Raw genomic sequence first — 24,534 nt, forward strand, 5'->3', positions numbered from 1 at the left:
AAAAATTATGTAGTAATGGATTAGTTGTTGGTGAACACTGCCTTGGGCTTCGGCTTCTCACGGCTCAGGAAGCAGGCCATGCCTTCCTTCTGGTCGTGGGTCTCGAAGCAGTCGCCGAACAGCTTTTCCTCGACCTCAACAGCCTTCTCGATGGGCAGGCTGATGCCGCCGTTGATTGCCTTCTTGCAGTTGCGTACAGCGATGGGTGCATTCTTTGCGATCTTGCCGGCCAGCTTCAGCACATTCTCCATCAGTTCAGCCTGAGGATACACAGCGTTCACCAGACCAATGCGCAGAGCCTCGTCCGCCTTGATGTTCAGTGCAGAGTAGACCAGCTGCTTTGCCATACCCATGCCGACCAGACGTGCCAGACGCTGGGTGCCGCCGAAGCCCGGGGTGATGCCCAGACCCACTTCCGGCTGGCCGAACACAGCGTTGTCAGAGCAGATGCGGATGTCGCAGCTCATAGCCAGCTCGTTGCCGCCGCCCAGTGCAAAGCCGTTCACGGCTGCAATAACGGGAATGGGGAAGCTCTCGATCATCAGGAACACATCATTGCCCAGCTTGCCGAAGGCCTCGCCCTCTGCCTTGGTCATGGTGCTCATGGAACCGATATCTGCGCCTGCCACGAAGCTCTTGTCGCCTTCGCCGGTCAGAACAATGCAGCGGACAGTCTCCTGATCCACAGCCTCAAAAGCTGCCTTCAGATCTGCCAGAACTTCGGGGTTCAGGGCATTCAGTGCCTTGGGGCGGTCGATGGTGATGATCTCAACTGCACCCTGCACCTCGGTTTTTACAAATGCCATTGTGAAAACCTCCTATTCAAATCTTATCAATTATCACAAACAGCCCCCGGACGGAGGAAAGGCTCTCCGGTTCCCTTCCCCGTCCGGGTCTGTCATTCAGTCAGGATTCCAAGAGGTGGAGCTTAGTCCATCTCAACGATGGTAGCGCAGCCCATGCCGCCGCCGATGCACAGGGTAGCCAGGCCCTTGTGTGCACCGTGATGCTTCATAGCATACAGCAGGGTGACCAGGATACGAGCGCCGGAAGCGCCGACCGGGTGGCCCAGAGCAATTGCGCCGCCGTTGACGTTCACCTTGCTCATATCAAAGTTCAGAGCCTGGCTGACAGCCACAGACTGAGCAGCAAATGCCTCGTTGGCCTCGATCAGATCCATGTCAGCAACAGTCAGGCCGGTCTTTGCCATGACCTTCTTGGTAGCGGCGATGGGGCCCAGGCCCATGACTTCGGGCTCAACGCCTGCCAGAGCACCGGCGACCCAGGTAGCCAGAGGCTTCACGCCCAGCTCCTTGGCCTTCTCCTCGCTCATGATGACCAGAGCAGCAGCGCCGTCATTGATGGCGGAAGAGTTGCCGGCGGTCACGATGCCGTCCTTGGTGAAAGCGGGCTTCAGCTTTGCCAGCACTTCAGGAGCGCTCAGACGGGGGCCTTCATCGGTATCGAACACGGTGTCGCCCTTCTTGCCCTTGATCACAACGGGAACGATCTCGTCCTTGAAAGCGCCGTCCTTGATGGCCTTGTCAGCCTTCAGCTGGCTGTTGTATGAGAACTCGTCCAGCATCTCACGGGTGATGGGGCTGTAGCCGTACTTCTTCTGATAGGTCTCGTTGGTGCAGACGTTCTCAGCGGTCATGCCCATGTGCTTGTTGAAGCCGCAGGCATCCCACAGAGCATCGTTGACCATGGTATCCACGATCTCGCTCTTGCCCATGGGTGCGCCCATGCGGTAGCCGTAACGAGCCTTCTGCAGTGCGAAGGGAGCCATGTCCATGTTCTCCATGCCGCCTGCGACCACGATGTCAGCATCGCCAGCCTCGATCATCTGAGCAGCCATGTTGACGCAGTTCAGACCGGAGCCGCACACCACGTTGACGGTGACAGCCGGGGTCTCGATGGGCAGGCCAGCCTTCAGAGCAGCCTGACGAGCGACGTTCTGGCCCAGACCGGCCTGAATGACGCAGCCCATGTAGACATGATCGACCTGCTCGGGAGCGACGTTTGCACGGTTCAGAGCTTCCTTGATGACGATGGAGCCCAGCTCAACTGCGGGAACGTTTGCCAGAGTGCCGCCGAACTTGCCAATAGCGGTACGGCATGCAGATGCGATAACGATCTTTTTCATGTGAATAGCCTCCTGAATTGTGTATGTGTTACTTTTCGTAAGCCATTTTTATCAAAACGCCCGTAAGCGCTTTTACAAATTAGGTCTCGGGGTCTTTTTTCTGCCGGATCAGCGCATACTTTTCGTTGACCGCCTTTTCCACATTGGGTGTGACGAACTTACCGATGTCGCTGCCGTAGTAAGCTGCCTCTTTTACAATGGTGGAAGAAAGGTAGCTCCACTTGATGCTCGTTGCCAGAAACATGGTCTCGATGCCGGGCATCAGTGCGTGATTGGTCTGCGCAAGCTGGATCTCGTTTTCAAAATCCGTCACCGCCCGCAGGCCCCGCACCATCACCGAAGCGTGCCGTTTCTTGGCGAACTCCACGGTCAGGCCGTCGAAGCTCTCCACCGAAACATTCTGGATGCCCTTGCAGCATTCCTTTAGAAGCTCCACGCGTTCCTCCACGGTGAACAGCGGATTCTTTGCGCTGTTGTTGAGCACCGCCACGATCAGATGATCGTTGATCTTTGCTGCGCGCTTGATGATATCGAGATGCCCTTTTGTGACCGGATCGAACGAACCGGGATAAACTGCTGTTGCCATCGTCTGGTGTCCTCCTTGAGCGCTGTGAAAAGCGCGTTTTGGTTCTGCCATGATAGCACTTTCCAGTCTTGGGTGCAAGATTTTTGTGCAAGCTGTACGTTTTATCGTTAAAATTTAAACAATCAATGTCGTGCTGCATCGCAGCTGCCTGCTACGCTATAAGTAAACCATATCGTCAAAATTTTATCAAGTCCTTTTGCAAAGATTTTGGTTTTTCAGTACCAAACAATCGTCCAAAAACTCCGCGAATTTTGTCCATATTGCCAGTCGGTCAAAATTTTCTCGATAAACTATTGATTCTGCACATTGTTAATGTTATAACTAAGTTGTGCAGATCTGCTGCCCTGTCCGACAGCTGCCTTCTGCTGGTTATCAGGATATCATCCGCCTGTGTCAGAGCTGTGTTCAAATTGCCAACAGGTGGTAAACATCCTGCAAAGATTTGTCCGTGCAGGAAGAGTAAATGATAAATTTACAATTCCTTTATGTTATTATAGGAGAGGATGGTTTATAATGGATTTTACGGAACTGTATGCTCAGAAGAAAATGACCGCCGCTCAGGCTGCCGCACTGGTCAAAAGCGGTGACTGGGTGGATTACGGCTGGGCTGTGAACACCCCTGTGGCGGTGGATGCCGAGATCGCAAAGCGTCTGCCTGAGCTGGAAGGTGTCAACTTCCGCGGCGGCATCCTGATGTGGGTGCCCGCGATCTTCCAGATCGACGATCCCGCTGCACACATGACATGGAACAGCTGGCATATGGGCGGCATTGAGCGCAAGGCCATTGCACAGGGCTTCTCCTTCTACTCCCCCATCCGTTATTCCGAGCTGCCCCGCTACTACCGCGAAAGCCCGGATCCGCTGGATGTGGCGGTGTTCCAGGTGACCCCCATGGACGAGCATGGCTACTTCAACTTCGGCCCCAGTGCATCTCATCTGGGTGCTGTGTGCGAAAAAGCCAAGAAGATCATCGTTGAGGTCAACAAGAACATGCCCCGCTGCCTTGGCGGCATGGAGAACTGCATCCACATTTCTCAGGTCACCGGCATCGTGGAAGGCGAGAACCCGCCCATCGGCCAGATGGCCGCTCCTGGTGCTGCTACCGAAGTGGATCTGAAGGTTGCCAACCTGATCGTTCCGCAGATCCCCAACGGTGCCTGCCTGCAGCTGGGCATCGGCGGTATGCCCAATGCCATCGGCAGCCTGATCGCACAGAGCGATTTGAAGGATCTGGGCGTGCACACCGAAATGTATGTGGATGCCTTTGTGGATATCGCCAAGGCCGGCAAGATCACCGGTGCATGCAAGCAGCTGGACAAGGGCCGTCAGGTCTACGCCTTCGGTGCCGGCACCCAGAAAATGTACGATTACCTGAACGATAACCCGGAGTGCATGTCTGCACCCGTGGACTACACCAACGATATCCGCAGCATCTCCGCACTGGATAACTTTATTTCCATCAACAACGCTGTGGACATCGACCTGTTCGGTCAGGTGAACGCCGAGACTGCAGGCCTCAAGCACATCTCCGGTGCCGGCGGTCAGCTGGACTTCGTTCTGGGCGCATACCTTTCCAAGGGCGGCAAGAGCTTTATCTGCCTGTCCTCTACCTTCTTTAATAAGAAGACCGGCCAGCTGGAGAGCCGCATCCGTCCCACTCTGGAAAACGGCAGCATCGTCACCGATACCCGTGCCAACATCCACTACCTGTGCACCGAGTACGGCTGCGTGAACCTGAAGGGCCTGACCACCTGGGAAAAGGCCGAAGCTCTGATCAACGTAGCACATCCCGACTTCCGTGAAGACCTGATCAAGGAAGCCGAAAAAATGCACATCTGGCGCAGGAGCAACAAAATCTGATAAGTGCCGCGGAGATTCCTGCTGTCCGCGGCTGAAATGGAGTCTATCATGATGGACAAAAAGCCGCACATCAAGCCCTATCTCTACGGGATGTTGGCAGGATTTGGAGCGATCTCCCTGAGCATCATCTTCTTTTTCCTGATCTACCGCTTCGATGGTTTTGGCGATGCCATCTCCACGCTGACCGGCATTCTGATGCCGTTCATCTACGGTGCCGTCATCGCCTACCTGCTCAAACCTGTATGCAACACCATCGAGAGCTTTCTGCGCCGGTTCATCCCGGAAAAGATGCATGGTCTGGTCAATATGCTGTCCATTACGCTGACCATCCTGTTCGGCCTGCTCCTCATCTACGCTTTGTGCATGATGATCATTCCGCAGCTCATTACCAGCGTGACCACCCTGTACTACACTGCGCAGCGCAACCTTGCAAAGTTCGTGCAGTGGGCGAATCATGTGGAGTTCATTGAGAACAACCAGCAGATCATGGACATGCTCAACTCTGCTTATGCCACCATCAGCACCAATATCGATGATCTGATCAAGACCCGGCTCCTGCCCTCCATGCAGAACATCGTCAGCGGTGCCGCAGCGGGTGTGCTGAACGTAGTGACCATGGCCAAGAACCTGATCATCGGCATCATCGTGGCCGTGTATATGCTGGCCAGCCGCAAGCGCTTTGTGCAGCAGGCCAAGCTGGTGCTCTACAGCATCTTCAAGCCCCGCTGGGCAGAGCTGATCAAGGAAGAAGTGAAGTACGCCGATAAGATGTTCGGCGGTTTCATCAACGGCAAGATCATGGATTCCGCCATCATCGGCGTGCTGTGCTATATCGGCTGCCTGATCTTCAAGTTCCCCAGTGCCCTTCTGGTTTCCGTGATCATCGGCGTGACCAATGTGATCCCCTTCTTCGGCCCGTTCATCGGTGCCGTGCCCGCCACCCTGCTGATCCTCATTCAGAACCCCATCAAGGCGCTGTGGTTCGTCCTGTTCGTTCTGGTGCTGCAGCAGCTGGACGGAAACGTGATCGGCCCCAAGATCCTGGGCAACACCACCGGTCTTTCCAGTTTCTGGGTACTGTTCGCCATCCTGCTGTTCGGCGGTCTGTGGGGCTTTGTGGGCATGATCGTAGGTGTGCCGCTGTTTGCAGTCATCTATGATGTGATCAAAAAGCTGGTCATCCACGGCCTGAAGCGCAACAAGGAGATCGACCTGCTGCAGACTTACCACGACAACTTCGGCGACCCGGAGGACGATGTTCCGGTAGAAACGTCTGCATCGGAAGCGCCTCCTGTCGAAACAAATAATCTATAAATCACAATGCCCTGGCATTCCATGTGATACGCTACCCCTAGAGTAGACAGAGTAAAGAACAAAAACTCTGAGTACTCTGGGGGTATTTTCATGTCAAGAAAGAGCGCTCACTCTTCACGATTGACTGCTGCAACAGCCGCCGTTGCCAGCACCGTCTGTTCATCCAGATGTCGATGCAGGCTCATGTCGGTGCCATGAACCGAGCTGCACAAAAAATTCGCCGTCTCTTTGTGGAAACGGCGAACAAAAACCTTATATTATTTTTTTGTCTACTTGACAGAATGCACTTCAGTGATTCAGAGCGGGTCCTGTTTTGTTATTTCTGTTTCGTGCAGGGCTTTCTGGCTGCGTTTTGTGCCGTCACTCCACGGTCACGCTCTTGGCCAGATTACGCGGCTTATCCACGTCACAGCCGCGCAGAACAGCCATATAATAGGCAAACAGCTGTAACGGCACAATGAGCTGCAGCGGCATCAGGATATCCTCATACTCATCCAGCCGGATCACGGCATCTGCCACGCCTTCCGGCACCACGGCATCCTTTGTGGTAAACAGCAGCACCCTTGCGCCGCGGCTGCGGGTCTCCTTGGCATTGGAAATGGTCTTTTCGTACACCTGTTTCTGGGTGGCCAGTGCGATCACCGGCACGCCATCGGTGATCAGGCTGATGGTACCATGTTTCAGTTCACCGGCTGCATAGGCATCCGAGTGCACATAGCTGATCTCCTTGAGTTTCAGGCTGCCCTCCAGCGAGAGCGCATAGTCGAACCCGCGCCCAATGAAGAAGCAGCTCTGGGTGTTCACATAGCGGCTGGCAAGGTACTTGATCTGCTCACAATCTGCAAGGCGCGGCTTGATGACCTCCGGTGCGCGCAGCAGCTGGGCCGTAAAGCGGCGGGTCTCTGCCTCGCTCAGCCGTCCGTGCGCATAGGCCAGCCGCAGTGCAAACAGATACAACACGCACATCTGCACCATATACGCCTTGGTGGATGCTACCGCGATCTCCGGCCCGGCGTAGGTGTACATTACATAATCTGCGGCACGTGCAATGGAGCTGCCCACCACATTCACGATGGCCAGCACCGGCACGCCGCGGCTCTTGGCCAGCTTGAGCGCTGCCAACGTGTCGCTGGTCTCGCCGGACTGGCTGATGATGATGACCAGATCGTTCTTTTCCAGAATGGGGTCCCGGTAACGGAACTCGCTGGCAATGTCCACCTCGGCGGGCACACGGGCCAGCGTTTCGATGGCAGATTTGCCCACCATACCGGCATGCATCGCCGTACCGCAGCCCACCAGATGCACTCGGCCAATACCGCGCAGCACTTCATCGGTCAGCTCCGGGATGCGCAGCACCGGCAGTCCGTCCTCTACACGGGGGCTGACCGTGGCCATAATGGCTGCAGGCTGCTCGTTGATCTCCTTGAGCATAAAGTGGGGATAGCCGCCCTTTTCGGCAGCTTCCATATCCCAGTCCGCCTTCAGCTGCTGGCGCTCCACCGGCTCACCAAATTCGTTGTAGAAGCGGATGCCCTCTGTGGTGCAGACGGCCATATCCCCTTCTTCCAGCACGCTGTATTTCCGGGTATACTTGAGCAGTGCCGGAATATCCGAAGCCACAAAGTTTTCGCCCTCGCCCCAGCCGACGATCAGCGGGCTTTCCCGTTTGACTGCAAAAATGGTGTCCGGGTAATCCCGGAACAGCACGGCCAGCGCATAGCTGCCGCGCACCTTGGCAAGCGCCTGCTGCAGTGCACGCAGCGGGTCACCGGTATAGCAGCTGTCGATCAACTTTACCAGCACTTCGGTGTCCGTCTCACTCTGGAAGGTATAGCCTTTTGCGGCCAAGCGCTCCTTGAGCAGGCCGTAATTTTCAATGATGCCATTGTGCACAATGCTCACACGCGGGGTCGAATGCGGGTGGCTGTTCACATCGCTGGGCTCGCCATGGGTAGCCCAACGGGTGTGGCCGATGCCGCAGAAGCTTTGTGCCAGCTGCTGCGCCGCCAGCTTTTCCCGCAGGGCGGTGAGCCGTCCTTTGCTTTTTACCACGCGGATGCCGCCGTCCAGCGCAAGCGCCACACCGGCGGAGTCGTACCCGCGATACTCCAGCTTTTCCAGACCATCCAGCAGCACGTCCTGCGCACTGCGCTTACCGACATAACCAACAATGCCGCACATACAAAACACCTCCATACCGACCGTTCCCGCGCAAAAAGGCGCAGTGATATCCAGTCAGCTTCCTAGTACAGTTTATGTTCTTGTATGGCTTTCTTTGAAGGGATCTGTTGCGGTATTGCTGCCGTTTTTTGCCCTTCTCTGCGGCTGGTCTAGCCCTCAGCCGGAGAAACATCCGCCGAATCTTTCGATGATTCCTCTCCTCGTCACCCTCGCGGCTGTCACCCGCGTGGCCCGGCGCTTTGCGTTACCTGTGTGCTGCGCTCTCCCCTTTCTGATGCCCCATTATAGCACAAAGGCTGGCTCAGCGCCAGCCCAAAGTTTTATGAAGTTTCGGCCGCCAGACCAGCCGGTACATCATGAGCATGTTATGCAATGCCCGGTCGTACAGCACAAAGGCAACATTGCCCATGACCAGCGTTGCCAGCGAGACAGCCAGCGCGGTGGTGCGCAGCTCCTGCGAAATGCTGCCTGCCGGCACCAGCAGAAATACCAGCCCGTACATGGCCAGCACTGCGCCGTTGCACAGCAGCAGCTTGCAGACAATGCGCAGAACCGCAGGGCGGATGCGCTCAAACTTCGGCTTTGCCAGCGGGTAATACCCCAGCAAAAACACAAAGATCAGCGCTACTTCCTTATCCGGCACGAACAGCAGTGCCAGCAGGCTGACTGCCGCATAGGCCGTCAAAGCCAGCTGCATCCCGCACTCCACGCACACCGTTGCAACAAGGAAGCCTGCCACTGCAGGCGCAATGAACATGGCAATGGGGATCACAGCTCCCAGCAGCATCAGTGCGACGCACAGCGCCGCCACAATGCCGCAGTAAGCCATGGCCCAGCTTTTTTGATGGTTTTGCTTCATGGGATCTCCCAGTTTTCGTGCTCAGCACCGGCTTCCAGCGGTTCCACCGCATGGTGCAGGCCAAGCAGCATGATGTTATCCAGAAGGCCGCGGTTCAATTTGATGTCCAGCATACTGTACACGCGGATCAGATCGTTGGCGGCAGCCAGTGCCTGACGGCGGGCATTCTCCACCGCCGCAGCCTGTCCCTGCAGGTCGTTGACTACGAACACGTTGTAGCGGCCGCTGCTCTTGTCCATCTCAAAGCGCTCAGCCTTATCCAGCAGGTAAAAAATGCGGCCGATGCTGCTGCCGATGTAGCGCATGCTCTTGCGCTGGCTGGGGTCGTCGGTGGCAAGGGTGGAATACAGTGCACCGTAAATGTTGCTCATGGGTTCAGCGGCAAGAGAGTAGTTCTTGGCGCTCAGGTTCATCTGCACCACGGCCTGATCCCGCTCCTGCACGAACAGCCGTTCCAGCGCCGGGTTCTCCTGCACGGCACGCTCATAGGCGCGGCGCAGCAGCAGACGGTCCACCGCACGGCGCAGGCGCTTGAGCGGCCGCAGCTCGCTGTATTTGCGGTCCTGCAGGTTGTGCCAGCCCAGCAGCACCTCCACCTGTGCGGCCAGCCGGATGCCCTGGGTCTGGCACATGAGCCTGCGCCAGGCCAGTGTGCCCGGGACCCGCTTGCGCTGGCAAGTGGCCTGCCGCCCGGCCAGACTGTCCGAAAGGATGGCAAACAGCACGCCGTTGCTCCGCAGCAGATGGCAGGAATATAATCCGTACGCCTCGTACAGCTGACGTCGCACCCCGCGCAGATAGCGCAGGTAGATATTGTAATCCCGGATGGTGAGCTCCGGCAGATATGGCCGCATCCTACCCTTCATACGCACCTTTTCCTCCTCGGAAGAACCGCAGAATAATAAGGTAAGTATAATCCATTTTCTGCCCGGGTTCAACCATCCTTTGTAAAAAGAGCATGAATTTGTCTCATCTTTGCCGCACGTGGCGCGGAACACAGCGTAAAACTTCCTGTGTTTGCGTCCATTTCCATCTCCTGCCAATTCAGGTCCCGCTTTGTTTTTTTCCGGTAATTACCGGCTGCAATGTAAAAAGCCGCACTGGACAGCTCCGGTGCGGCAGGTAACATTTTTCAATTACTTCTTGTTAAAGCGGTTCGGTGCAGTGCGCTTGCCGTCAAAGCCGGACTTCGGCATCGGCTTTGCAGTGTGCTCAAACTTGGGCGCGCTGTAGTACATATACAGCTGGCAGGGGATCATGCCGTTGTACATCTTGCGGCGCTTGTTGGCACGCTTGCCGTAGTGGGTCTCAAAATCCATATCGGCAGTGATCGCATACACGCCTGCACAGGGGTGTGCTTCCATCTGCCGGCCCAGCGTGCGGGCCAGCTTTGCAGCACCTTCAATGGTGCTCATGCGCTCGCCATACGGGGGATTCGTCAGCACGATGGCCTCCTGCTTTGCGGCAAAGTCGGCCACATCAGCCACTTCAAAGTGGCAGCGCTTTTCCACACCGGCCAGCTTTGCGTTGGCGTTAGCCAGAGCCACAGCGGCAGGGTCGATATCATAGCCAAAGGCTTCAAAGCCCACATCCAGCTTGGCCTCGGCCAGTGCCTTCTGACGCTGCTCGGCCCAGATAGCTGCCGGCACAAAGCCATAGCGCTCGGCGGCAAAGCGGCGCTTCAGGCCGGGGGCAATGTTCATGGCTTTCTGAGCAGCTTCGATCAGCAGCGTGCCGCTGCCGCAGAAGGGGTCCTCCACCAGACTGTCACGGCGCACACGGCCAAGGTCTGCAATGGTAGCCGCCAAAGTCTCGCGGATGGGTGCCTCCATGGCGTTGCGGCGGTAGCCGCGCTTGTGCAGGCCGTCGCCGGTGGTGTCCAGCATGATCTCACACTGATCCTTGCGCAGCATGAAGCGGATCTTGTACTCCGCGCCGGTCTCCGGCAGCACAGAGGTGTGGTGCTTTGCCATCAGGCGCTTGACCACAGCTTTTTTGATGATGCTCTGGCAGGCAGGCACACTGGACAGCTGGCTGTTCAGCGAAGAGCCGGTGACCGGAAAGGCTGCGTCTGCGGGCAGCAGCTCCTCCCACGGGATATCGTACACGCCGTCGAACAGGTCATCAAAGGTGGCGGCCCTGTAGCGGGCCAGCAGCAGCATCACGCGCTCCACCGTGCGCAGATTGAGGTTTGCAGCAGCGATCATCTCTGCGCCGCCGGCAAAGCTCAGACGGCCATCGTCCACGCGGATATTCTCTGCGCCGATGCGGGTCAGCTCAAATTTTGCAGTGGATTCACACCCAAAAAAGCAGGGCGCGATCAGTTCAAATTTTGCAGGCATTGTGGTTCCTTTCTTTTATTACGGAAAAAACAGACCTGCCCGATCAAATGAGACAGGTCTGTTTCCGTTATTTTGATTCGGCTTGAAAAGCGCAGGCCTTTCCGCTCAGCGGCGGCCACCGCGGCCGCGAGGCGCATAACCACCGCCGCGGCGGTTATTGGTCTCGTGATCAAGATCGGCCATCTTCTCTTCGCTCTGGCTCTTGAAGCGGCTCATCATGTCCTCAAAACTCATGTTATCGGAACGGACGGGAGCCTTGGGCTGCCATACACGGGGTGCGCTGTCGCGGGCAGGGCCTCTGCCGCCCTCACGCGGGGGGCGGCCAGCGCCGCCGCGGCCTGCACCAAAATGACCACCCTCGCGGGGGCCGCCCGGACGGGGACCACCAGAGCGCGGACCGCCTGCAGGGCCTCTGCCCTCACGCGCCGGGCGCGGAGGCGGCGGCAGCAGGCGCTTGATGGACAGCGCGATCTTGCCATCCGGTGCAATGTTGATCACCTGCACCTTGACGATATCACCATCGTGCAGAACAGCTGCAATGTCCTGCACGAACTCGTTGGACACCTCGGAAATATGGACCATGCCTACACGGCCCTCCGGCAGTGCGACAAAAGCGCCAAACGGCTTTACACCGGTGACGCGGCCCTCGAATACGTTCCCTACCTCAATTGCCAAAACTCAATACTCCTTGTTTTCCATAGAATGGGCAGCAATTCAGCTGCCGGTCACATCCACAAAGATGCGCTCGTTGGGTGCAGCGTAATTGTAAGAATCCCGCGCGACCCACTCGGTGATCTGGTCTGCATCGCCGCTGAGAATGCGCTGCATCTCCTCGTTTTCAGTCTTTTGCTGGGCGATCTGCTCGTTCAGCGTGTCCAGCTCCGCACGTTTGGAGCTGATGGTGACCTGATTGGAAATGTATGCTGCCAGCATACTCAGCAGCAGCAGGACAAAAAACACCCGTACAAGCGTTTTAACGACCACTTTCTTCTTGCGTTTTCTGCGGTCCGGTGCTGCCATGATCTCTTCTGCCCCCGTTGCATTTGACTCTTACTTTAACACATATGAATTATACATCATGCGGCGCTGGTTTGGCAAGTTCTTTTTGCGCTTTTTTGCAGTTCTTTTTGCGCTGCGGCGTAGTTTGTGCACCTTTCTCCGCCGGGCGCGCCGCCGCTCTGCCGGCCGGAGCACCCGGCGCTGTAAAACGCCTCCCGCTGCACGCAGCGGTGCACCCAGCACAAAGGCTGCTGCACCGGCACCGGCAAAGGCTGCCGCAGCCATGTACCAGCGCAGAACACCGGCACTGCTCTGCCCTGCTGCGTAGTTCTGCACAGCAGCCAGCACAGCACCCATCCACACCAGATCCGGCACAAAAGCTGCACGCCCTCTGGCCGGGAATACAGCCCGCAGTGCGCCGATACTGGCTCCCAGCACCGTGCAGGCAGCGATCTCCTGCCCAAGGGCTGCAGGCGGCAGTACCGGGATCATCGCAGCAGGCGGCGCAGGAAACCGCCCGCCGGTGCGCTGGCCGTATATTCCAGCGTGTCGATGCGGCCGGTGAACTTCGCCTCCCCGGTCTCCAGATCCAGCGCCGCCATGTTCAGCTGCGCCCCGGTCAGGTGCAGCGTGCCCTTGCCCGTTTCCATGGCAGCGCTGTCGGCATTGCAGTGCAGTACCTTCTGCACACCGGTCACCGTCAGGCGGGCGCGGCTTTCCAAGATCAGATCGTGCGGCGCGGGCTGCGGATCTCTGGGTGTTTTTTCCGGCATGGTTCGTCTCCCCTTTTCTGGTGCATCCTATGCACCGGACCGGGGCTTTTATGCCTGCTCGCCCTCTGCAATGATCTCGTACATCTCGCGGGCCACATCCTTGGTGCGCGGCTCCACATCCGAGAGCACCTTTACCTTGATGGGCCGGTTGCCGAAGGTCACCTCGATGATGTCGCCCGCCTTGACGGCCTGACTGGCCTTGGCGATCTTGCCGTTGATGAGGATGCGGCCTGCATCGGCCACCTCGTTTGCCACGGTGCGGCGCTTGATCAGACGCGAAACTTTCAAATATTTATCCAGACGCATGGTTCTTCCTCCTGTCACAAAAAAAGCCGCCGCACCCTCTTGCAGGCAGCGGCGGCAAAGCAGATACAGCTTACAGGGTGTCCTTCAGGGACTTGCCGGGCTTGAACACGATGCTGCGGGAAGCGGCAATGGTGATCGGCTCACGGGTGCGGGGGTTGATGCCCTGACGCTCGGCGCGCTCACGCATCTCAAAGGTGCCAAAACCGGAAATGGTGATCTTTTCGCCCTCAGACATGGCCTTGCTCAGTGCTTCAAACACAGCATTGACAGCCTGCTCAGCGCTCTTCTTGCTCATCTCAGTGTTCGCAGCAACCTGTGCGATCAGATCGGTCTTCGTCATAAAAATACCCTCCAGATTTGTTACTTGGTGTTCTTTTTTCTCTATCGGAGCAGGTCACTCGACCTGAGTACCGCTTTGTTCTTTCTGCGCCAGCAGTTCTGCACAATAGCGCTTGGATGCAAAGGTCAGCGCTTCCTCCGCGTCCACACCAGCCAGCCGCATGGCATTGGCCGCAGCAAACAGCAGTTCTCCCGCCGCCTGTGCGTCCTGTTCCCGGTTCCAGCCGTCCAGCGCTGCCTGCAAAGCCTGCCGTGCCGTTTCCGGCGCAGACTGCTCTGCCCCGCAGCGGTCGGCACGCTTCTGCAGCTTCTGGGCACGCATCAAAGCAGGCAGCGTAACCGGCACTGTGCCCAGCTCATCAGCCAGAGTGGTGCGGCCCTTTTCCTTATTTTTGAGCGCATCCCAGCCGTTTATACCCGCATTTTGTGCCGCCGAGGACGCAAAGATGTTCGGATGCCGGAACACCAGCTTCTCGCACACCTCACGGCAGACATCCTCAAAAGTAAAGCGCCCGCGCTCTTCTTCGATCACCGCGTGGAACGCCACCTGCATCAGCACATCGCCCAGCTCTTCCTGCATCAACTGCGGATCGTCAGCATCAATGGCCTCCAGCGCTTCGCAGGTCTCTTCCAGAAAGTTCTTCCGGATGGAAGCATGGGTCTGTACCTTATCCCACGGACAGCCGTTCTCCGGGTCCCGCAGGATACGCAGAATTTCCAGCAGCTGCTCTGCCGTATAGGGTGCCTTTGGCTGCCAGTCCAGCACAGCGCTCACCTGCCTTGTAAAAGATACTGTATATTGTATCGCATCTCATGCAGTTTTGCAAGACAAAGTGCGCAAATTTCCCGCATTTCGCCTGCATTTTCCGCTCGCAAAAACAGGACGGTGCCCTGTGGGGAGCGCCGCCCTGTTGCTGAACCGTTTTATTACAGCTGTGCACCGCACTTGTTGCAGAACAGTGCATCGTCCGAGACGGGAGCACCGCACTGCGGGCAGGCTTTGTGCTCTTCCGGTTGGTCAGCAGGAACTTCCTCGTGCACCACATATTCCACCTCGGCAGCTTCCGCCGGGGTCAGGGATGCTTTCAGACGGGCGATCTCCTGCTCGATGTTATCGATCATCTCGATATACTTATCCACCAGCGGCTGGTTTTCTTCCTTGCCCTTGGCCAGACTGTACACCAGTGCGCCCAACTGGCGCTGTGCCTTGAGCAGCTTGCCCTGCTCATTTACGATCAAAGCCTGAGTCTTGCCCTTTTCGGCCAGGTCCAGCGCAGCGTTCTTGCCTTTTTCGGCATATTCCAGACCCATTTCCTTGATCTTGTTGAAATCCATAAAAGACACCTCTCTTACTATCGGCCTGTTTATCGTTGGCCATGTGCGGATGTTATCTCCATTATAGCGCACAGGCCGCTCGTTTGCAATGAACGGACCGCATTTTTTACAGTTTGGTGCCGGTTTGGAAACAATTTTTTCGCATTCGGCCTAAATTCACACGATAATTTCACACATCGGCATTCTGTGCCCTGCGGTCGGCTGCGCCGCCATAGAATTCCCGCAGCATGCTGTCCTCCGGCAGCAGCTCCAGCTCCAGCGGTGCCACATGCTCAAAGCGGCGGGCTGTCTCGTCCCACAGCTCGGCATTGTGGCCTTCCAGCGTGAACTGACGGCGCACCACGCCCAGCAGCTTGGAGATCAGGCCCAGCTCGTAGGTAAAGGAGGTATCCAGCAAAAAGTCTGCCGTGGTTTTGAAGCCCTTGATATACCGCGTCTCACCGTCCAGCACGCGGTCCCACATGGCAAGGGTCTTTTCCGGGCTGCGGCCGCGCGCTGCAGCGTCCCGCAGGGTGCGGCGGCACAGGCGGATATCCTGCGTGTTGATGACGCGGCGGCCATCGATGCAGTATTCCTCCCGCAGGCCTGCATAGATGCGGTAGATGTCGTCGCCCTTTACAAGGCCGGTCAGCTCCGGGTTCAGCGCATGGATGCCCTCCACGATGCATACACCGCCCTGCAGGTCGATGGGCTCCACCTCTGCCGAGCGCTTTTCGGCAGAGAAATCGTAGATGGGCAGCACGGTCTTGCCCGTCTCGCTCAGCTCCCGCAGGCACTGCTTGATGAGCGGCAGATCCAGCGTATCGGGGTTCTCGTAGTCCAGCGTGCCGTCCGGCAGGCGCGGATAGAACTCTGCGCCTTTGAAGAAATTATCCAGACTGACCACCTGCGCCGGGGTCCCGCGCTTTTGCAGAGCCTTTGCAATGCAGTGGGCGCTGGTGGTCTTGCCGCTGGCCGACGGGCCGGTGAGCATGACGATCTTTGCGCCGGAAAGCTGCACTTTCTGGGCGGCGTAATCTACCCTTTGGGCATAGCTCTGCTCACTCAGGTCGGCAAGTGCCTGCGGGCTGCGGGCTGCCACATTGTACAGATCGATCTCAACCAGACGTTTGGGTACCCAAATCGTGATCATAAAAATCAGCCACTCCTTTTTTGCGTTCCAGCACCTCCGCAAAACGCTGGATATATTCGTTCGGATACTTAAAATTGAAAATGCGCTGCATCCGTTTTCCGCCGTCGGCCACCAGCTTGGTGCTGCCGCCTGCACCGGCGGAGAGGATGGTCTGGACTTCCTCCATGATATAGATGTTGTAATATCCCTCGTGGCCCGGCTTGCACCAGCCCACGTTCTCAAGGTTCTGCAGAGTATTCTTCTGGCGGTAGAGGTAGTAGGGCCGGTAACCCGCCTCGGCCAGCAGGTTGCACTTTTCCAGCATGGCGGCGACGTCGGCGTAGTCGTTCTCCTTCTGGTCCTCAATGACGATGCGGGAAGCGCGCTTGAGGGTGAGGGTGTGCACGGTGATGTTCTCCGGGTCCAGCGCGATGGCCTGCCGCAGGCTGCGCTCAAAACTTTCCACCGTGTCGCCGGGCAGACCGGCGATCAGGTCCATGTTGATATCATCATGACCGGCCTTGCGCGCTTCGGCATAGCAGTCCAGAATGTCCTGCGCCGAGTGCTTGCGCCCAATGCCCGCCAGCACCTCGTCCGAGAAGGTCTGCGGGTTGATGGAGATGCGGGTAGCGCCGTATTCCTTGATGACCGCCAGCTTTTCGGCATCCGTGCAGTCCGGACGGCCTGCTTCCACCGTATATTCCACGACCTTCGAGAGGTCAAAATTCGCCCGGACCGTGCCCATCAGCTGCCGCAGCTGGTCGGCAGACAGGCTGGTGGGCGTGCCGCCGCCGATGTAGATGCTGCACAGTTTCAGGCCCGCCTTGTCGGCCTGAATGCGGATCTCTTCCACCTCTCGGCACAGACAGTCCACATAAGGCTGCACCATCTTGCGGTCGCGGTCCAGATTGCAGCTGACAAAGCTGCAGTAGCTGCACCGGGACGGGCAGAACGGGATGCCGATGTACAGGCTGTAGGTCCCGGGTTCATTGCCCACTTTCAAAATCGGCTCCTGCAGGTCGGCAATGGCCTTGGCCATCTGGTATTTCTGCTGGGAGCAGTCGAACCGGTCAAGGAAAAAGTGGTCGATTTCCGCTTCCGTCCAGCCTGCGGCGCGCTTGTCGTGGATGAGCCGCACCGGGCGCACACCGGTCATTTTGCCCCATGGCGGGCGGATGCCGGTCCAATCCCGCAGCAGATCATAGGTCAGGCTGGCAAGGCTGAATTCCGGGGTCTCGCCGCCCTGTTCCACAGGCGCGGGCAGCGGTGCGTGTCGTTCAGCACTTCTGCCGTCCTGACGCACCAGTGCATGCAGGCCGTCCGGCGTTTTTTCTGCCCAGACGCAGTCCTCGGCGTTCTCCGGCGGGGTGAGGGTGAGCGGTGCCATGGGGTAAAACAAACGCACCAGATGCTCCACTTCGTAGCCGGAAGGCAGGCCGGTAATATAAATCTTCATGTTGTTCACTCTTTAAAATAAATCATTGTTGCCGCGCACAGCGCTGCGGATGAAGTAATTGTTGTCCAGTTCATCGCCAAAGGTGGAGAACTCGCCATGGCCGGGCAGCACCTGCGTGCCGCGCGGGATGGGCAGCTTTGCCAGCTTACGCAGACTCTCGGCCATCTGTGCACTACTGCCGCCCTCCAGATCGGTACGGCCGATGCTGCCTGCAAACAGGGTATCGCCGCAGAAGAGATACTCGCCGCACAGCAGCACCACGCCGCCGGGCGTATGGCCGGGCGTGTGCCAGACCGTGAACTGCAGCTCGTCTACCGAGACAGTCTCCCCTTCTGCGTAGCCGCAGTCCGCTGCGCTCAGCGGATACATGCGGTCGCCTGCAAGGTCGGCAGCCTCACAGTAGAGCTTTGCGTTCCACTCGGTACGCAAGGCTTCGGCGCTGCCCACATGGTCGTAGTGGCCGTGGGTGCACAGGATGGTGGTGAGCTGCGCATTGTTTTCCTTTAAAATTTTATCGTAGGTCTGCGCATCTGCCGCCGGATCAATGACCACGGCATGGCCTGCGTCGGAAATGAGCAGGAAGGTATTGGTATACAGCGGCGCAGCGCCCGGAATATGAAAAGCCTGCATGGCGGTCACTCCTTTTTCTTCCACTCGTCGGTATCGATGATAATGGTGCAGGGTCCTTCGTTCACAAGAGCCACCTGCATGTCCGCGCCAAACTCGCCGTGCTGAACATCCTTCAGGCCCTGTTTGTTCATCTCTGCAAGGAACAGCTCGTAAGCATCCACGGAGAGCGGCGGCTTTGCGGCCTTGATAAAGCTGGGCCGGTAGCCTTTTTTCGTGTCGCCGTAAAGGGTGAACTGGCTCACCACCAGAGCCGAATAGCCAAGGTCCTTTGCGCTGAGATTCAGCTTGCCCTCTGCGTCCGGAAAGATGCGCAGGCCCGCGCATTTATCGGCAAGCTTGGGCACGATGTCCAGACTGTCGGTATCCCTGACACCCAGCAGGATCATAAGGCCCGGCCCGATGGCCCGCGGCTCACCGCCGTTTACCCGCACACTGGCGGAAGACACCGCCTGAATGACTGCACGCATGTTTTAGCTCCTTGTCACCTTGAGCACGTCCTTCACCTTGGAAAGTCTTGCGACCACGCGGTTGAGGTGCTCGGTATTGTTGATGCCGATGGTCAGGCTGACCATGGCGCAGTTGTTTTCCACCTGACGGGCGTTCACCGCATAGATGGGCACCCGGATATCCGCCAGCGCAGCCAGCACATCCTGCAGCAGTTCGTTGCGGTTCAGCGCAATGATCTCAATGCCGGCCTTATAGCTGTCCTTGACGCTGTCGGCCCAGTACGCCTTGACCCAGCGGGGGGCGTTGGTGGGATCCTTCATGCTGGAAATGGCGTTCACGCAGCTCTGCTTGTGGATGGAAACGCCAAAGCCGCGGGTGATAAAGCCCACGATGGGGTCGCCCGGCAGCGGGCTGCAGCACTTGGCAAACTTGATGGGGGTGTTATCGAAGCCTTCCACCACCACGCCGTCGGTAGCGTGCACACGGCTCAGGTCCACCTTGGGCAGGTCTTCCCCGGCCTTTTCCTCCGAAGCTTTCAGCTTCTGCCACTCCTCCTTGAGCTTGGGCAGGCAGTTGGCAATGGTCATGCCGCCGTAGCCGATGGCGGCATAAAGCTCCTCGGCATTGTTCTGGCGCAGGCGGCGGGAACAGCTGTTGATAAAATCGTCCAGCTGGTCGTCCGGAATGATGATCATTTCCCTGCGCAGCTCACGGGCCAGTGCATCACGTCCCTGCGTGATATTTTCCTCGCGGCGCATCTTTTTGAACCAGTTTCGGATCTTACTCTTCGCTTCGCTGGTGCGCACGATCTTGAGCCAGTCGCGGCTGGGGCCTTTGTCCGCCGGGCCAAGGATCACTTCGATGATCTCGCCGGTGGAAACGATGTGGTCGATGGGCACCATGCGGTTGTTCACCTTGCAGCCCACCATGCGGTTGCCCACCGCCGAATGGATCGCATAGGCAAAATCGATGCAGGTAGCGCCGGTGGGCAGGTTGATGACATCGCCCTTGGGGGTAAAGGCAAACACTTCCTCCGGCAGCAGATCGCTCTTGAGGTCGTGCAGCAGATTGCCGGAATCCTCGCTGACGCGCTGGTTTTCCAACAGCTGGCTCACCCATGCCAGACGTTCGTCCAGCTTGTCGTGGCCATCCAGACCTTCTTTATACTTCCAGTGGGCCGCAACGCCGTACTCGGCCTGCTCGTCCATCTTGCGGGTGCGGATCTGCACCTCAAAGGGGATGCCCTCGTGGCCGATGACGGTGGTGTGCAGGCTCTGGTAGCCATTGGGCTTGGGAGTGGAGATATAGTCCTTGAAGCGGTTGGGCAGCGGATGGTACATATCGTGGATGAGGCCCAGAGTGCTGTAGCACTCGGCCAGCGTATCCAGAATGACACGCACCGCATAGATATCGTAGATCTCATCAAAGGACTTGTTCTGCATGATGGTCTTGCGATAGATGCCGTAAATGCTCTTGACGCGGCGCTTGATGGTAGCGCCCTCAATGCCGCTTTCGGCCAGCCGCCGCTCGATCACACCGGACACCTTTGCAAGGAACTCCTCGCCTGCACGCTCACTGAGCATCCGGCTGATCTCCTCGTAGCCCACAGGGTCAAGGTAATGCAGGCTGCGGTCTTCCAGCTCTTCCTTCACGTTCAGGATTCCCAGACGGTTGGCGATGGGGGCATACACCTCCATAGTCTCGCGGGCTTTATCGCGGCGCTTCTGTTCCGGCCATGCATCACCGGTGCGCATGTTGTGCAGCCGGTCGCACAGCTTAATGATCATCACGCGCACATCGCGGCTCATGGCCAGCAGCATCTTGCGCAGGTTTTCAGCCTGCAGTTCCTCAATGTTAGAGAACTGGATCTTGGTCAGCTTGGTCACGCCGTCCACCAGCAGGGCAACTTCCTCGCCAAAGGCGGCTTTTAGGTCGTCCAGTGTAGTGGGAGTGTCCTCCACCACATCGTGCAGCAGGGCCGCAGCAATGCTCTCGGAGTCCATGCCAAGATCCAGCACCAGCCGTGCCACAGCCAGCGGATGGCAGATATACGGCTCGCCGCTGCGGCGGCACACCCCCTTGTGGGCAGTGTTGGCAAGGTCATATGCCTTTTCGATCATCTCCATATTGTAGGAGCGGCCGCTGGCCTTGATGGCCTCACACAGCTTTTCCCAGGTAACGATCTCCGGCCGCACCTCCGAAGGCAGCGCGCCTTCCGGGGCATCGGCCAGCTGTGCTGTTGCAGAAACGGTAGCCGTTTCCTGCACCGGTACCGGCTGATGCAGGTGGGTCTTTGCGGAGTAGAGATCCTCTTCCCGCACCGGCTTCGGTGCAGGGACAGCAGTTTTCTTTCCCTCTGGCATTTTACATTCCCTCCAAACATTTCAGGACCGGGGCATCCGCAAGGTTCTTTTTGCCCTGCGCAGGCACAAGCTCCAGATATTTTGCTCCGCCCTTTTCCACCGTGGCGATCAGTCCCACCTGTTCCAAGGCCGTGACCGCCACCAGCGTTTTGCCTGTATTTTCCTCGCCCAGTTTTGCGCACAGCGGCTGCAGATCTTCTGCGTGCCAGCGACGCGCCTGCAGCTCACGGTACACTGTGACGATATCACTGCGCTCAGGCGTAATAAGCTTTTTCTGTTCCTCGGTCAGGGGTGTGCCGCGGCGCAGCGCCACCACAAAAGCAGCCTGCTCCGCAAGCTTTGTGCCCAGCCCTGCCGGATGCAGGTCCAGAATGCGGCCCGAAAGCTGTGCGCCCCGGGGCGAATCGTAGACCGAAAGGTTCAGCGCAGCATCCACCACATCGCCCATGGCATAGGGCAGCTGTTCCGGCGGCATACCGAACCACACGGCATACACGCTGGCATTGCCCTGCCGCAGGCGCAGGCGGCTGTGCCTGCCCTCCGATACCGGGTATACCCCATCCAGCACGGCGTTCTGCAAAAGGAACACCGGGGTCGGGTTCTCGGCCCCATAGGGAGCCAGCTGGTCGAGCTTCCGCACACTTTCCACGGTCACACGGTCCAGATGGATGGGCAGGTCGCACTCCAGCGGGGTGGTATGCAGCACCGGGCATTCCCGTGCTGCCCAGTCGTTCAGGCGGCGGCGCAGAGCGGGCAGATTTTCTTCCCGCACCGAAAGGCCCGCAGCCATGGCATGGCCGCCGTAGCGGATGAGCAGATCTGCACAGGCACCAATGCAGGCATGCAAATTGAATCCCTGCACGCTGCGTCCGCTGCCCTTGCATTCGCCGTGCTCGTCGATCGTCACCACGATTACAGGCCGGCCGGTGCGTTCCACCAGCCGGGATGCCACGATGCCAATGACACCGGGGTGCCAATCGCGGCCCCACAGCAGCATCACGCGGTCTTCCAGCCGCTCCGGTTCCTGTTCCAGCAGTTCCTGCGCGGCCTTGAAGATCTGCAGCTCTGTCTCCTGACGCTTTGTATTGATCTCGTTCAGTTTATGGGCCAGCTCTGCGGCGCGGTCCGGGTCCTCACACATCACCAGCTGCAAAGCCGTAACAGCGTTGTCCATGCGGCCAGCCGCATTGATGCGGGGCGCAATGGCGTAGCTGACATTTTCTGCGGTGACCGGTTTGCCCGCAAGGCCCACCTCTTCCAGCAACGCTTCCAGACCCGGACGGTCCGTGTTCTGCAGCTGGCGCAGGCCCGCCTTGACAAGGGTGCGGTTTTCGCCGGTAAGCGGCATCACGTCCGCCACAGTACCCACAGCGGCAAGGTCGCCGCAGTAGTCCAGCATTTCTTCCGGCGGGCAGCCATCCAGTGCGGCACACAGCTTGAACGCCACGCCCGCACCGCACAGGCCCTTGAAGGGACTGGTGTCGTCCTCACGACGGGGGTCTACCACGGCAATGGCCTTGGGCAGAGTTTCCGGCGGCAGATGATGGTCGGTAATGATCAGGTCAATACCCAGTTCAGCGGCATAATCGGCTTCTTCCACAGCAGAAATGCCGTTATCCACCGTCACGATCAGCTTGCAGCCCTTATCGTGGATGGAACGGATGGCATTGCGCGAAAGGCCGTAGCCGTCGCCCTCGCGGCTGGGCAGCATACATTTTACGGTAGCCCCCATGCCCTTGAGATGCTGGTACAGCAGGGCCGTGGCCGTCACGCCGTCCACGTCATAATCGCCGAACACCACAATGGTCTCGCCCTCGTCAATGGCCCGCCAGATGCGCTCACAGGCCTTGTCCATATCGGTGAGCAGCGAGGGGTCGCTCAACTCTTCCTCACCGGCAAGCAGGGTCAGTGCTTCGGTAGGGTCGGTAATGCCGCGGGCCGTCAGCACGCCCGCCAACAGGGCATTTTCCTTCTGCTGGGCGGCAAGGGCGGCCGCATATTTTTGCTCGCTCCACGGCTCGTCGTTCTGTGCGTTATATTCCAGTTCTTCGGTGGCCTGCTCCGCAATCGCCTGCGTCAGCTCCCGCAGCGCGGCACGGTCCAGCGGCTTCAGATTCCATGCACGGTAGGTCATTCAAAATTTCCTCCCGTCAGGCCGTCGTTGGCCAGCATTCCCTGCAGGGCGGCGATCTCAGAAGAGACATCCATCGCTACATCCGAGAGCAGCGTATCGTACAGGGTGTCGTAGGCCTGATTCAGCGTGTGAAGGATGCCCGCGATATCGCGGCGGATGGTCTCGGCGTTTTCGCCCTGCTGGCCCTGCACATCGTTGTAGGTGTGCAGCAGCTTGAGGGTGGTGGGGATATAGTATTCCGCAAAGCGGCGGGCCTTGGGCAGGCTTTCCGGGTGTGCTTCCAGCCAGTCACAGATGGCAGTGGTGGTGGTCTGCATATGGTCCAGCTCTTCGCGGCCCTGCGCATCCTGCATCAGCTGTTTTTCCTGCTGCAGCACGGCGGCAAAGCGGCGCGCCGTCTCAAGATTGAGCGGCACATCGTCCGTTTTTTCTGCCGCCGGTTCCGGCTGCGGCGGTGCCTTGGAGGCTGCGGCAGCTTCCTGCGCGGCACGGTAATCCTCAGCAGTCAGGTAAAGCTTTTCCGCTTTTTCGTCCACCCATGCACTCAGCCAGCCATTGCGGATGAATCTGCGCACCCGCTTGAGTGCCCGGGCCTTTTTCTCGTCCACGGCTTCCAGCGGCAGGCCCTTTTTGCAGTCAAAGCCTTCTGCTGCCTCGGCCAGACGGAGCAGCGTCTTGCTGGCCTTCAGGCGGGATGCACCGGCAGTGATCATCCACACGAACACGGCGGTGACAGCCGCAAAGCACCAGCCGGTGATCCGCACCGCCCCCAGCGCAAAGCTGCCCATGGCTGCAGCATTTTCAGCCATAAAGCTGTCCTGCAGAAGGGCCTGCAGAACCGCCGCATTGGGCGTAAACAGGCCCGCCGCACCCAGACAGGAAACTGCCGTGATGCCAAAGATCACCGTAAACGTGATGCCGACTGCCAGCAATGCACAGCCTGCGCTGTAGCGCTTTTTGGCACTGGTGCGGATCTCGTCTGCCGGGGTCGTCTCTGCCTTGCCGAACATCTGCCGGAACCAGCCGGAAACGCCTACGGCCTGCGCGTTGATATTGTCCTCATTCAAGCCCTGTTTTTTCGTATTCTGCGCATTCTGACGGCTGCGGTAGTATTCATCCCGGCTGCTGCGGAACGCCTTTGCCGCTTCGCCAAGGCCAAAGTTTGCAGCATTCACCGCCGCACGGCCCACACCATAGGCGCGGTCGCCAATGTCCTCCCCTTTGCCCTCAAAGCCATGGGCAAAGGCATCCGACATGGTATCGCCAAAGGCGCGCAGCTGGTTTTCCAGCTCCTGCTGCACCTGACGGCCCTCATTTTCTCTCATTGTATCGTTTTCACGATCGTTCATCAAA

24 protein-coding genes are annotated in these 24,534 nt (G+C 58.3%); 2 read left to right on the forward strand and 22 right to left on the reverse strand.

Features of this window, described 5'->3' with window-relative positions; genetic code table 11:
- Nucleotides 1-20 precede the first annotated feature (20 nt).
- The 3 genes from J3348_RS02765 to coaD all read right to left on the reverse strand — a co-directional run bounded on the left by J3348_RS02765 (nt 21) and on the right by coaD (nt 2,732).
- Nucleotides 21-806 (reverse strand): enoyl-CoA hydratase-related protein, encoded by a 786-nt coding sequence (locus J3348_RS02765; protein ID WP_097778134.1) that lies wholly within the window; start codon nt 804-806, stop codon nt 21-23.
- Nucleotides 807-928: 122 nt separating this feature from the next.
- A complete protein-coding gene (locus J3348_RS02770; protein WP_097778135.1) occupies nt 929-2,146 on the reverse strand; it encodes an acetyl-CoA C-acetyltransferase in 1,218 nt (405 codons plus the stop codon).
- 79 nt (nt 2,147-2,225) lie between these two features.
- Complete coding sequence (gene coaD / locus J3348_RS02775; protein WP_044953444.1) at nt 2,226-2,732, reverse strand: pantetheine-phosphate adenylyltransferase; 507 nt, start codon at nt 2,730-2,732, stop codon at nt 2,226-2,228.
- Between the two features lie 513 nt (nt 2,733-3,245).
- On the opposite strand from coaD, the gene J3348_RS02780 reads away from it, so the two are divergent.
- Both J3348_RS02780 and J3348_RS02785 read left to right on the forward strand, forming a co-directional pair.
- On the forward strand, nt 3,246-4,592 hold the full coding sequence (locus J3348_RS02780) for a butyryl-CoA:acetate CoA-transferase (RefSeq protein ID WP_207698240.1): 1,347 nt from the start codon (nt 3,246-3,248) through the stop codon (nt 4,590-4,592).
- Nucleotides 4,593-4,640: 48 nt separating this feature from the next.
- The gene (locus tag J3348_RS02785) at nt 4,641-5,906 is read left to right on the forward strand and encodes an AI-2E family transporter (protein ID WP_207698241.1); all 1,266 of its coding nucleotides are present in this window, start codon (nt 4,641-4,643) and stop codon (nt 5,904-5,906) included.
- Between the two features lie 360 nt (nt 5,907-6,266).
- Here J3348_RS02785 and glmS read toward each other — a convergent pair whose 3' ends face one another.
- From glmS to J3348_RS02880, 19 genes are all read right to left on the reverse strand, one after another.
- Nucleotides 6,267-8,087 carry a glutamine--fructose-6-phosphate transaminase (isomerizing) gene (gene glmS / locus J3348_RS02790; protein ID WP_207698242.1) on the reverse strand — a complete coding sequence of 607 codons (1,821 nt, stop codon included), beginning with the start codon at nt 8,085-8,087 and terminating at the stop codon, nt 6,267-6,269.
- 301 nt (nt 8,088-8,388) lie between these two features.
- Entirely contained in the window at nt 8,389-8,946 is a 558-nt protein-coding gene (locus J3348_RS02795; protein WP_207698243.1) for a hypothetical protein, read from the reverse strand.
- Entirely contained in the window at nt 8,943-9,812 is an 870-nt protein-coding gene (locus tag J3348_RS02800) for a DUF5685 family protein (protein WP_207698244.1), read from the reverse strand. The genes J3348_RS02795 and J3348_RS02800 overlap by 4 nt, the downstream gene beginning before the upstream one ends.
- Nucleotides 9,813-10,082: 270 nt before the next feature.
- On the reverse strand, nt 10,083-11,288 hold the full coding sequence (locus tag J3348_RS02805; RefSeq protein WP_005940143.1) for a class I SAM-dependent RNA methyltransferase: 1,206 nt from the start codon (nt 11,286-11,288) through the stop codon (nt 10,083-10,085).
- Between the two features lie 105 nt (nt 11,289-11,393).
- A complete protein-coding gene (locus J3348_RS02810) occupies nt 11,394-11,963 on the reverse strand; it encodes a S1 RNA-binding domain-containing protein (protein WP_005940140.1) in 570 nt (189 codons plus the stop codon).
- Nucleotides 11,964-12,002: 39 nt separating this feature from the next.
- On the reverse strand, nt 12,003-12,308 hold the full coding sequence (locus tag J3348_RS02815; RefSeq protein WP_005940137.1) for a septum formation initiator family protein: 306 nt from the start codon (nt 12,306-12,308) through the stop codon (nt 12,003-12,005).
- Between the two features lie 30 nt (nt 12,309-12,338).
- Nucleotides 12,339-12,779: a hypothetical protein gene (locus tag J3348_RS02820; RefSeq protein ID WP_207698245.1), complete on the reverse strand. Its 441-nt coding sequence runs from the start codon at nt 12,777-12,779 to the stop codon at nt 12,339-12,341.
- Nucleotides 12,776-13,060 (reverse strand): YabP/YqfC family sporulation protein, encoded by a 285-nt coding sequence (locus J3348_RS02825; RefSeq protein WP_005940132.1) that lies wholly within the window; start codon nt 13,058-13,060, stop codon nt 12,776-12,778. Before J3348_RS02825 ends, J3348_RS02820 begins: the two co-directional genes overlap by 4 nt.
- A gap of 48 nt (nt 13,061-13,108) precedes the next feature.
- Nucleotides 13,109-13,366 carry an RNA-binding S4 domain-containing protein gene (locus J3348_RS02830; protein ID WP_005940129.1) on the reverse strand — a complete coding sequence of 86 codons (258 nt, stop codon included), beginning with the start codon at nt 13,364-13,366 and terminating at the stop codon, nt 13,109-13,111.
- A gap of 70 nt (nt 13,367-13,436) precedes the next feature.
- Nucleotides 13,437-13,706, reverse strand: a complete 270-nt coding sequence (locus tag J3348_RS02835) for an HU family DNA-binding protein (RefSeq protein WP_005940126.1) — start codon at nt 13,704-13,706, stop codon at nt 13,437-13,439.
- Nucleotides 13,707-13,760: 54 nt separating this feature from the next.
- Nucleotides 13,761-14,471 (reverse strand): MazG family protein, encoded by a 711-nt coding sequence (locus tag J3348_RS02840; protein ID WP_044953479.1) that lies wholly within the window; start codon nt 14,469-14,471, stop codon nt 13,761-13,763.
- A 161-nt stretch (nt 14,472-14,632) separates the two neighbouring features.
- The gene (locus J3348_RS02845; RefSeq protein ID WP_005940120.1) at nt 14,633-15,040 is read right to left on the reverse strand and encodes a zinc ribbon domain-containing protein; all 408 of its coding nucleotides are present in this window, start codon (nt 15,038-15,040) and stop codon (nt 14,633-14,635) included.
- Nucleotides 15,041-15,209: 169 nt separating this feature from the next.
- On the reverse strand, nt 15,210-16,172 hold the full coding sequence (locus J3348_RS02850) for a nucleoside kinase (protein WP_097778148.1): 963 nt from the start codon (nt 16,170-16,172) through the stop codon (nt 15,210-15,212).
- Entirely contained in the window at nt 16,138-17,607 is a 1,470-nt protein-coding gene (hemZ, locus tag J3348_RS02855; RefSeq protein WP_207698246.1) for a coproporphyrinogen dehydrogenase HemZ, read from the reverse strand. The genes J3348_RS02850 and hemZ overlap by 35 nt, the downstream gene beginning before the upstream one ends.
- Nucleotides 17,608-17,619: 12 nt before the next feature.
- Complete coding sequence (locus J3348_RS02860; RefSeq protein ID WP_097774817.1) at nt 17,620-18,237, reverse strand: MBL fold metallo-hydrolase; 618 nt, start codon at nt 18,235-18,237, stop codon at nt 17,620-17,622.
- A gap of 5 nt (nt 18,238-18,242) precedes the next feature.
- Complete coding sequence (dtd, locus tag J3348_RS02865; protein ID WP_005940113.1) at nt 18,243-18,704, reverse strand: D-aminoacyl-tRNA deacylase; 462 nt, start codon at nt 18,702-18,704, stop codon at nt 18,243-18,245.
- A 3-nt stretch (nt 18,705-18,707) separates the two neighbouring features.
- Nucleotides 18,708-21,047 carry a bifunctional (p)ppGpp synthetase/guanosine-3',5'-bis(diphosphate) 3'-pyrophosphohydrolase gene (locus tag J3348_RS02870; RefSeq protein ID WP_207698247.1) on the reverse strand — a complete coding sequence of 780 codons (2,340 nt, stop codon included), beginning with the start codon at nt 21,045-21,047 and terminating at the stop codon, nt 18,708-18,710.
- A 1-nt stretch (nt 21,048) separates the two neighbouring features.
- Nucleotides 21,049-23,181, reverse strand: coding sequence for a single-stranded-DNA-specific exonuclease RecJ (recJ, locus tag J3348_RS02875; RefSeq protein ID WP_207698248.1), 2,133 nt, complete (start codon nt 23,179-23,181; stop codon nt 21,049-21,051).
- The gene (locus J3348_RS02880; protein WP_242702839.1) at nt 23,178-24,530 is read right to left on the reverse strand and encodes a 5-bromo-4-chloroindolyl phosphate hydrolysis family protein; all 1,353 of its coding nucleotides are present in this window, start codon (nt 24,528-24,530) and stop codon (nt 23,178-23,180) included. The genes recJ and J3348_RS02880 overlap by 4 nt, the downstream gene beginning before the upstream one ends.
- Between the last annotated feature and the right edge of the window lie 4 nt (nt 24,531-24,534).

It is taken from the genome of Faecalibacterium sp. Marseille-Q4896 (genome assembly GCF_017377615.1).
Classification (GTDB): Bacteria; Bacillota; Clostridia; order Oscillospirales; family Ruminococcaceae; genus Faecalibacterium; species Faecalibacterium taiwanense.

Coding starts and splice junctions, on each gene's coding strand:
- J3348_RS02860 (WP_097774817.1), bottom strand. CDS start 18,237: ATGCAGGCTTTTCATATTCCGGGCGCTGCGCCGCTGTATACCAATACC.
- J3348_RS02795 (WP_207698243.1), bottom strand. CDS start 8,946: ATGAAGCAAAACCATCAAAAAAGCTGGGCCATGGCTTACTGCGGCATT.
- J3348_RS02805 (WP_005940143.1), bottom strand. CDS start 11,288: ATGCCTGCAAAATTTGAACTGATCGCGCCCTGCTTTTTTGGGTGTGAA.
- coaD (WP_044953444.1), bottom strand. CDS start 2,732: ATGGCAACAGCAGTTTATCCCGGTTCGTTCGATCCGGTCACAAAAGGG.
- J3348_RS02835 (WP_005940126.1), bottom strand. CDS start 13,706: ATGACGAAGACCGATCTGATCGCACAGGTTGCTGCGAACACTGAGATG.
- J3348_RS02770 (WP_097778135.1), bottom strand. CDS start 2,146: ATGAAAAAGATCGTTATCGCATCTGCATGCCGTACCGCTATTGGCAAG.
- J3348_RS02780 (WP_207698240.1), top strand. CDS start 3,246: ATGGATTTTACGGAACTGTATGCTCAGAAGAAAATGACCGCCGCTCAG.
- J3348_RS02825 (WP_005940132.1), bottom strand. CDS start 13,060: ATGCCGGAAAAAACACCCAGAGATCCGCAGCCCGCGCCGCACGATCTG.
- glmS (WP_207698242.1), bottom strand. CDS start 8,087: ATGTGCGGCATTGTTGGTTATGTCGGTAAGCGCAGTGCGCAGGACGTG.
- J3348_RS02800 (WP_207698244.1), bottom strand. CDS start 9,812: ATGAAGGGTAGGATGCGGCCATATCTGCCGGAGCTCACCATCCGGGAT.
- dtd (WP_005940113.1), bottom strand. CDS start 18,704: ATGCGTGCAGTCATTCAGGCGGTGTCTTCCGCCAGTGTGCGGGTAAAC.
- J3348_RS02765 (WP_097778134.1), bottom strand. CDS start 806: ATGGCATTTGTAAAAACCGAGGTGCAGGGTGCAGTTGAGATCATCACC.
- J3348_RS02830 (WP_005940129.1), bottom strand. CDS start 13,366: ATGCGTCTGGATAAATATTTGAAAGTTTCGCGTCTGATCAAGCGCCGC.
- J3348_RS02785 (WP_207698241.1), top strand. CDS start 4,641: ATGATGGACAAAAAGCCGCACATCAAGCCCTATCTCTACGGGATGTTG.
- J3348_RS02815 (WP_005940137.1), bottom strand. CDS start 12,308: ATGGCAGCACCGGACCGCAGAAAACGCAAGAAGAAAGTGGTCGTTAAA.
- J3348_RS02845 (WP_005940120.1), bottom strand. CDS start 15,040: ATGGATTTCAACAAGATCAAGGAAATGGGTCTGGAATATGCCGAAAAA.
- J3348_RS02850 (WP_097778148.1), bottom strand. CDS start 16,172: ATGATCACGATTTGGGTACCCAAACGTCTGGTTGAGATCGATCTGTAC.
- recJ (WP_207698248.1), bottom strand. CDS start 23,181: ATGACCTACCGTGCATGGAATCTGAAGCCGCTGGACCGTGCCGCGCTG.
- J3348_RS02880 (WP_242702839.1), bottom strand. CDS start 24,530: ATGAACGATCGTGAAAACGATACAATGAGAGAAAATGAGGGCCGTCAG.
- J3348_RS02820 (WP_207698245.1), bottom strand. CDS start 12,779: ATGATCCCGGTACTGCCGCCTGCAGCCCTTGGGCAGGAGATCGCTGCC.
- J3348_RS02870 (WP_207698247.1), bottom strand. CDS start 21,047: ATGCCAGAGGGAAAGAAAACTGCTGTCCCTGCACCGAAGCCGGTGCGG.
- hemZ (WP_207698246.1), bottom strand. CDS start 17,607: ATGAAGATTTATATTACCGGCCTGCCTTCCGGCTACGAAGTGGAGCAT.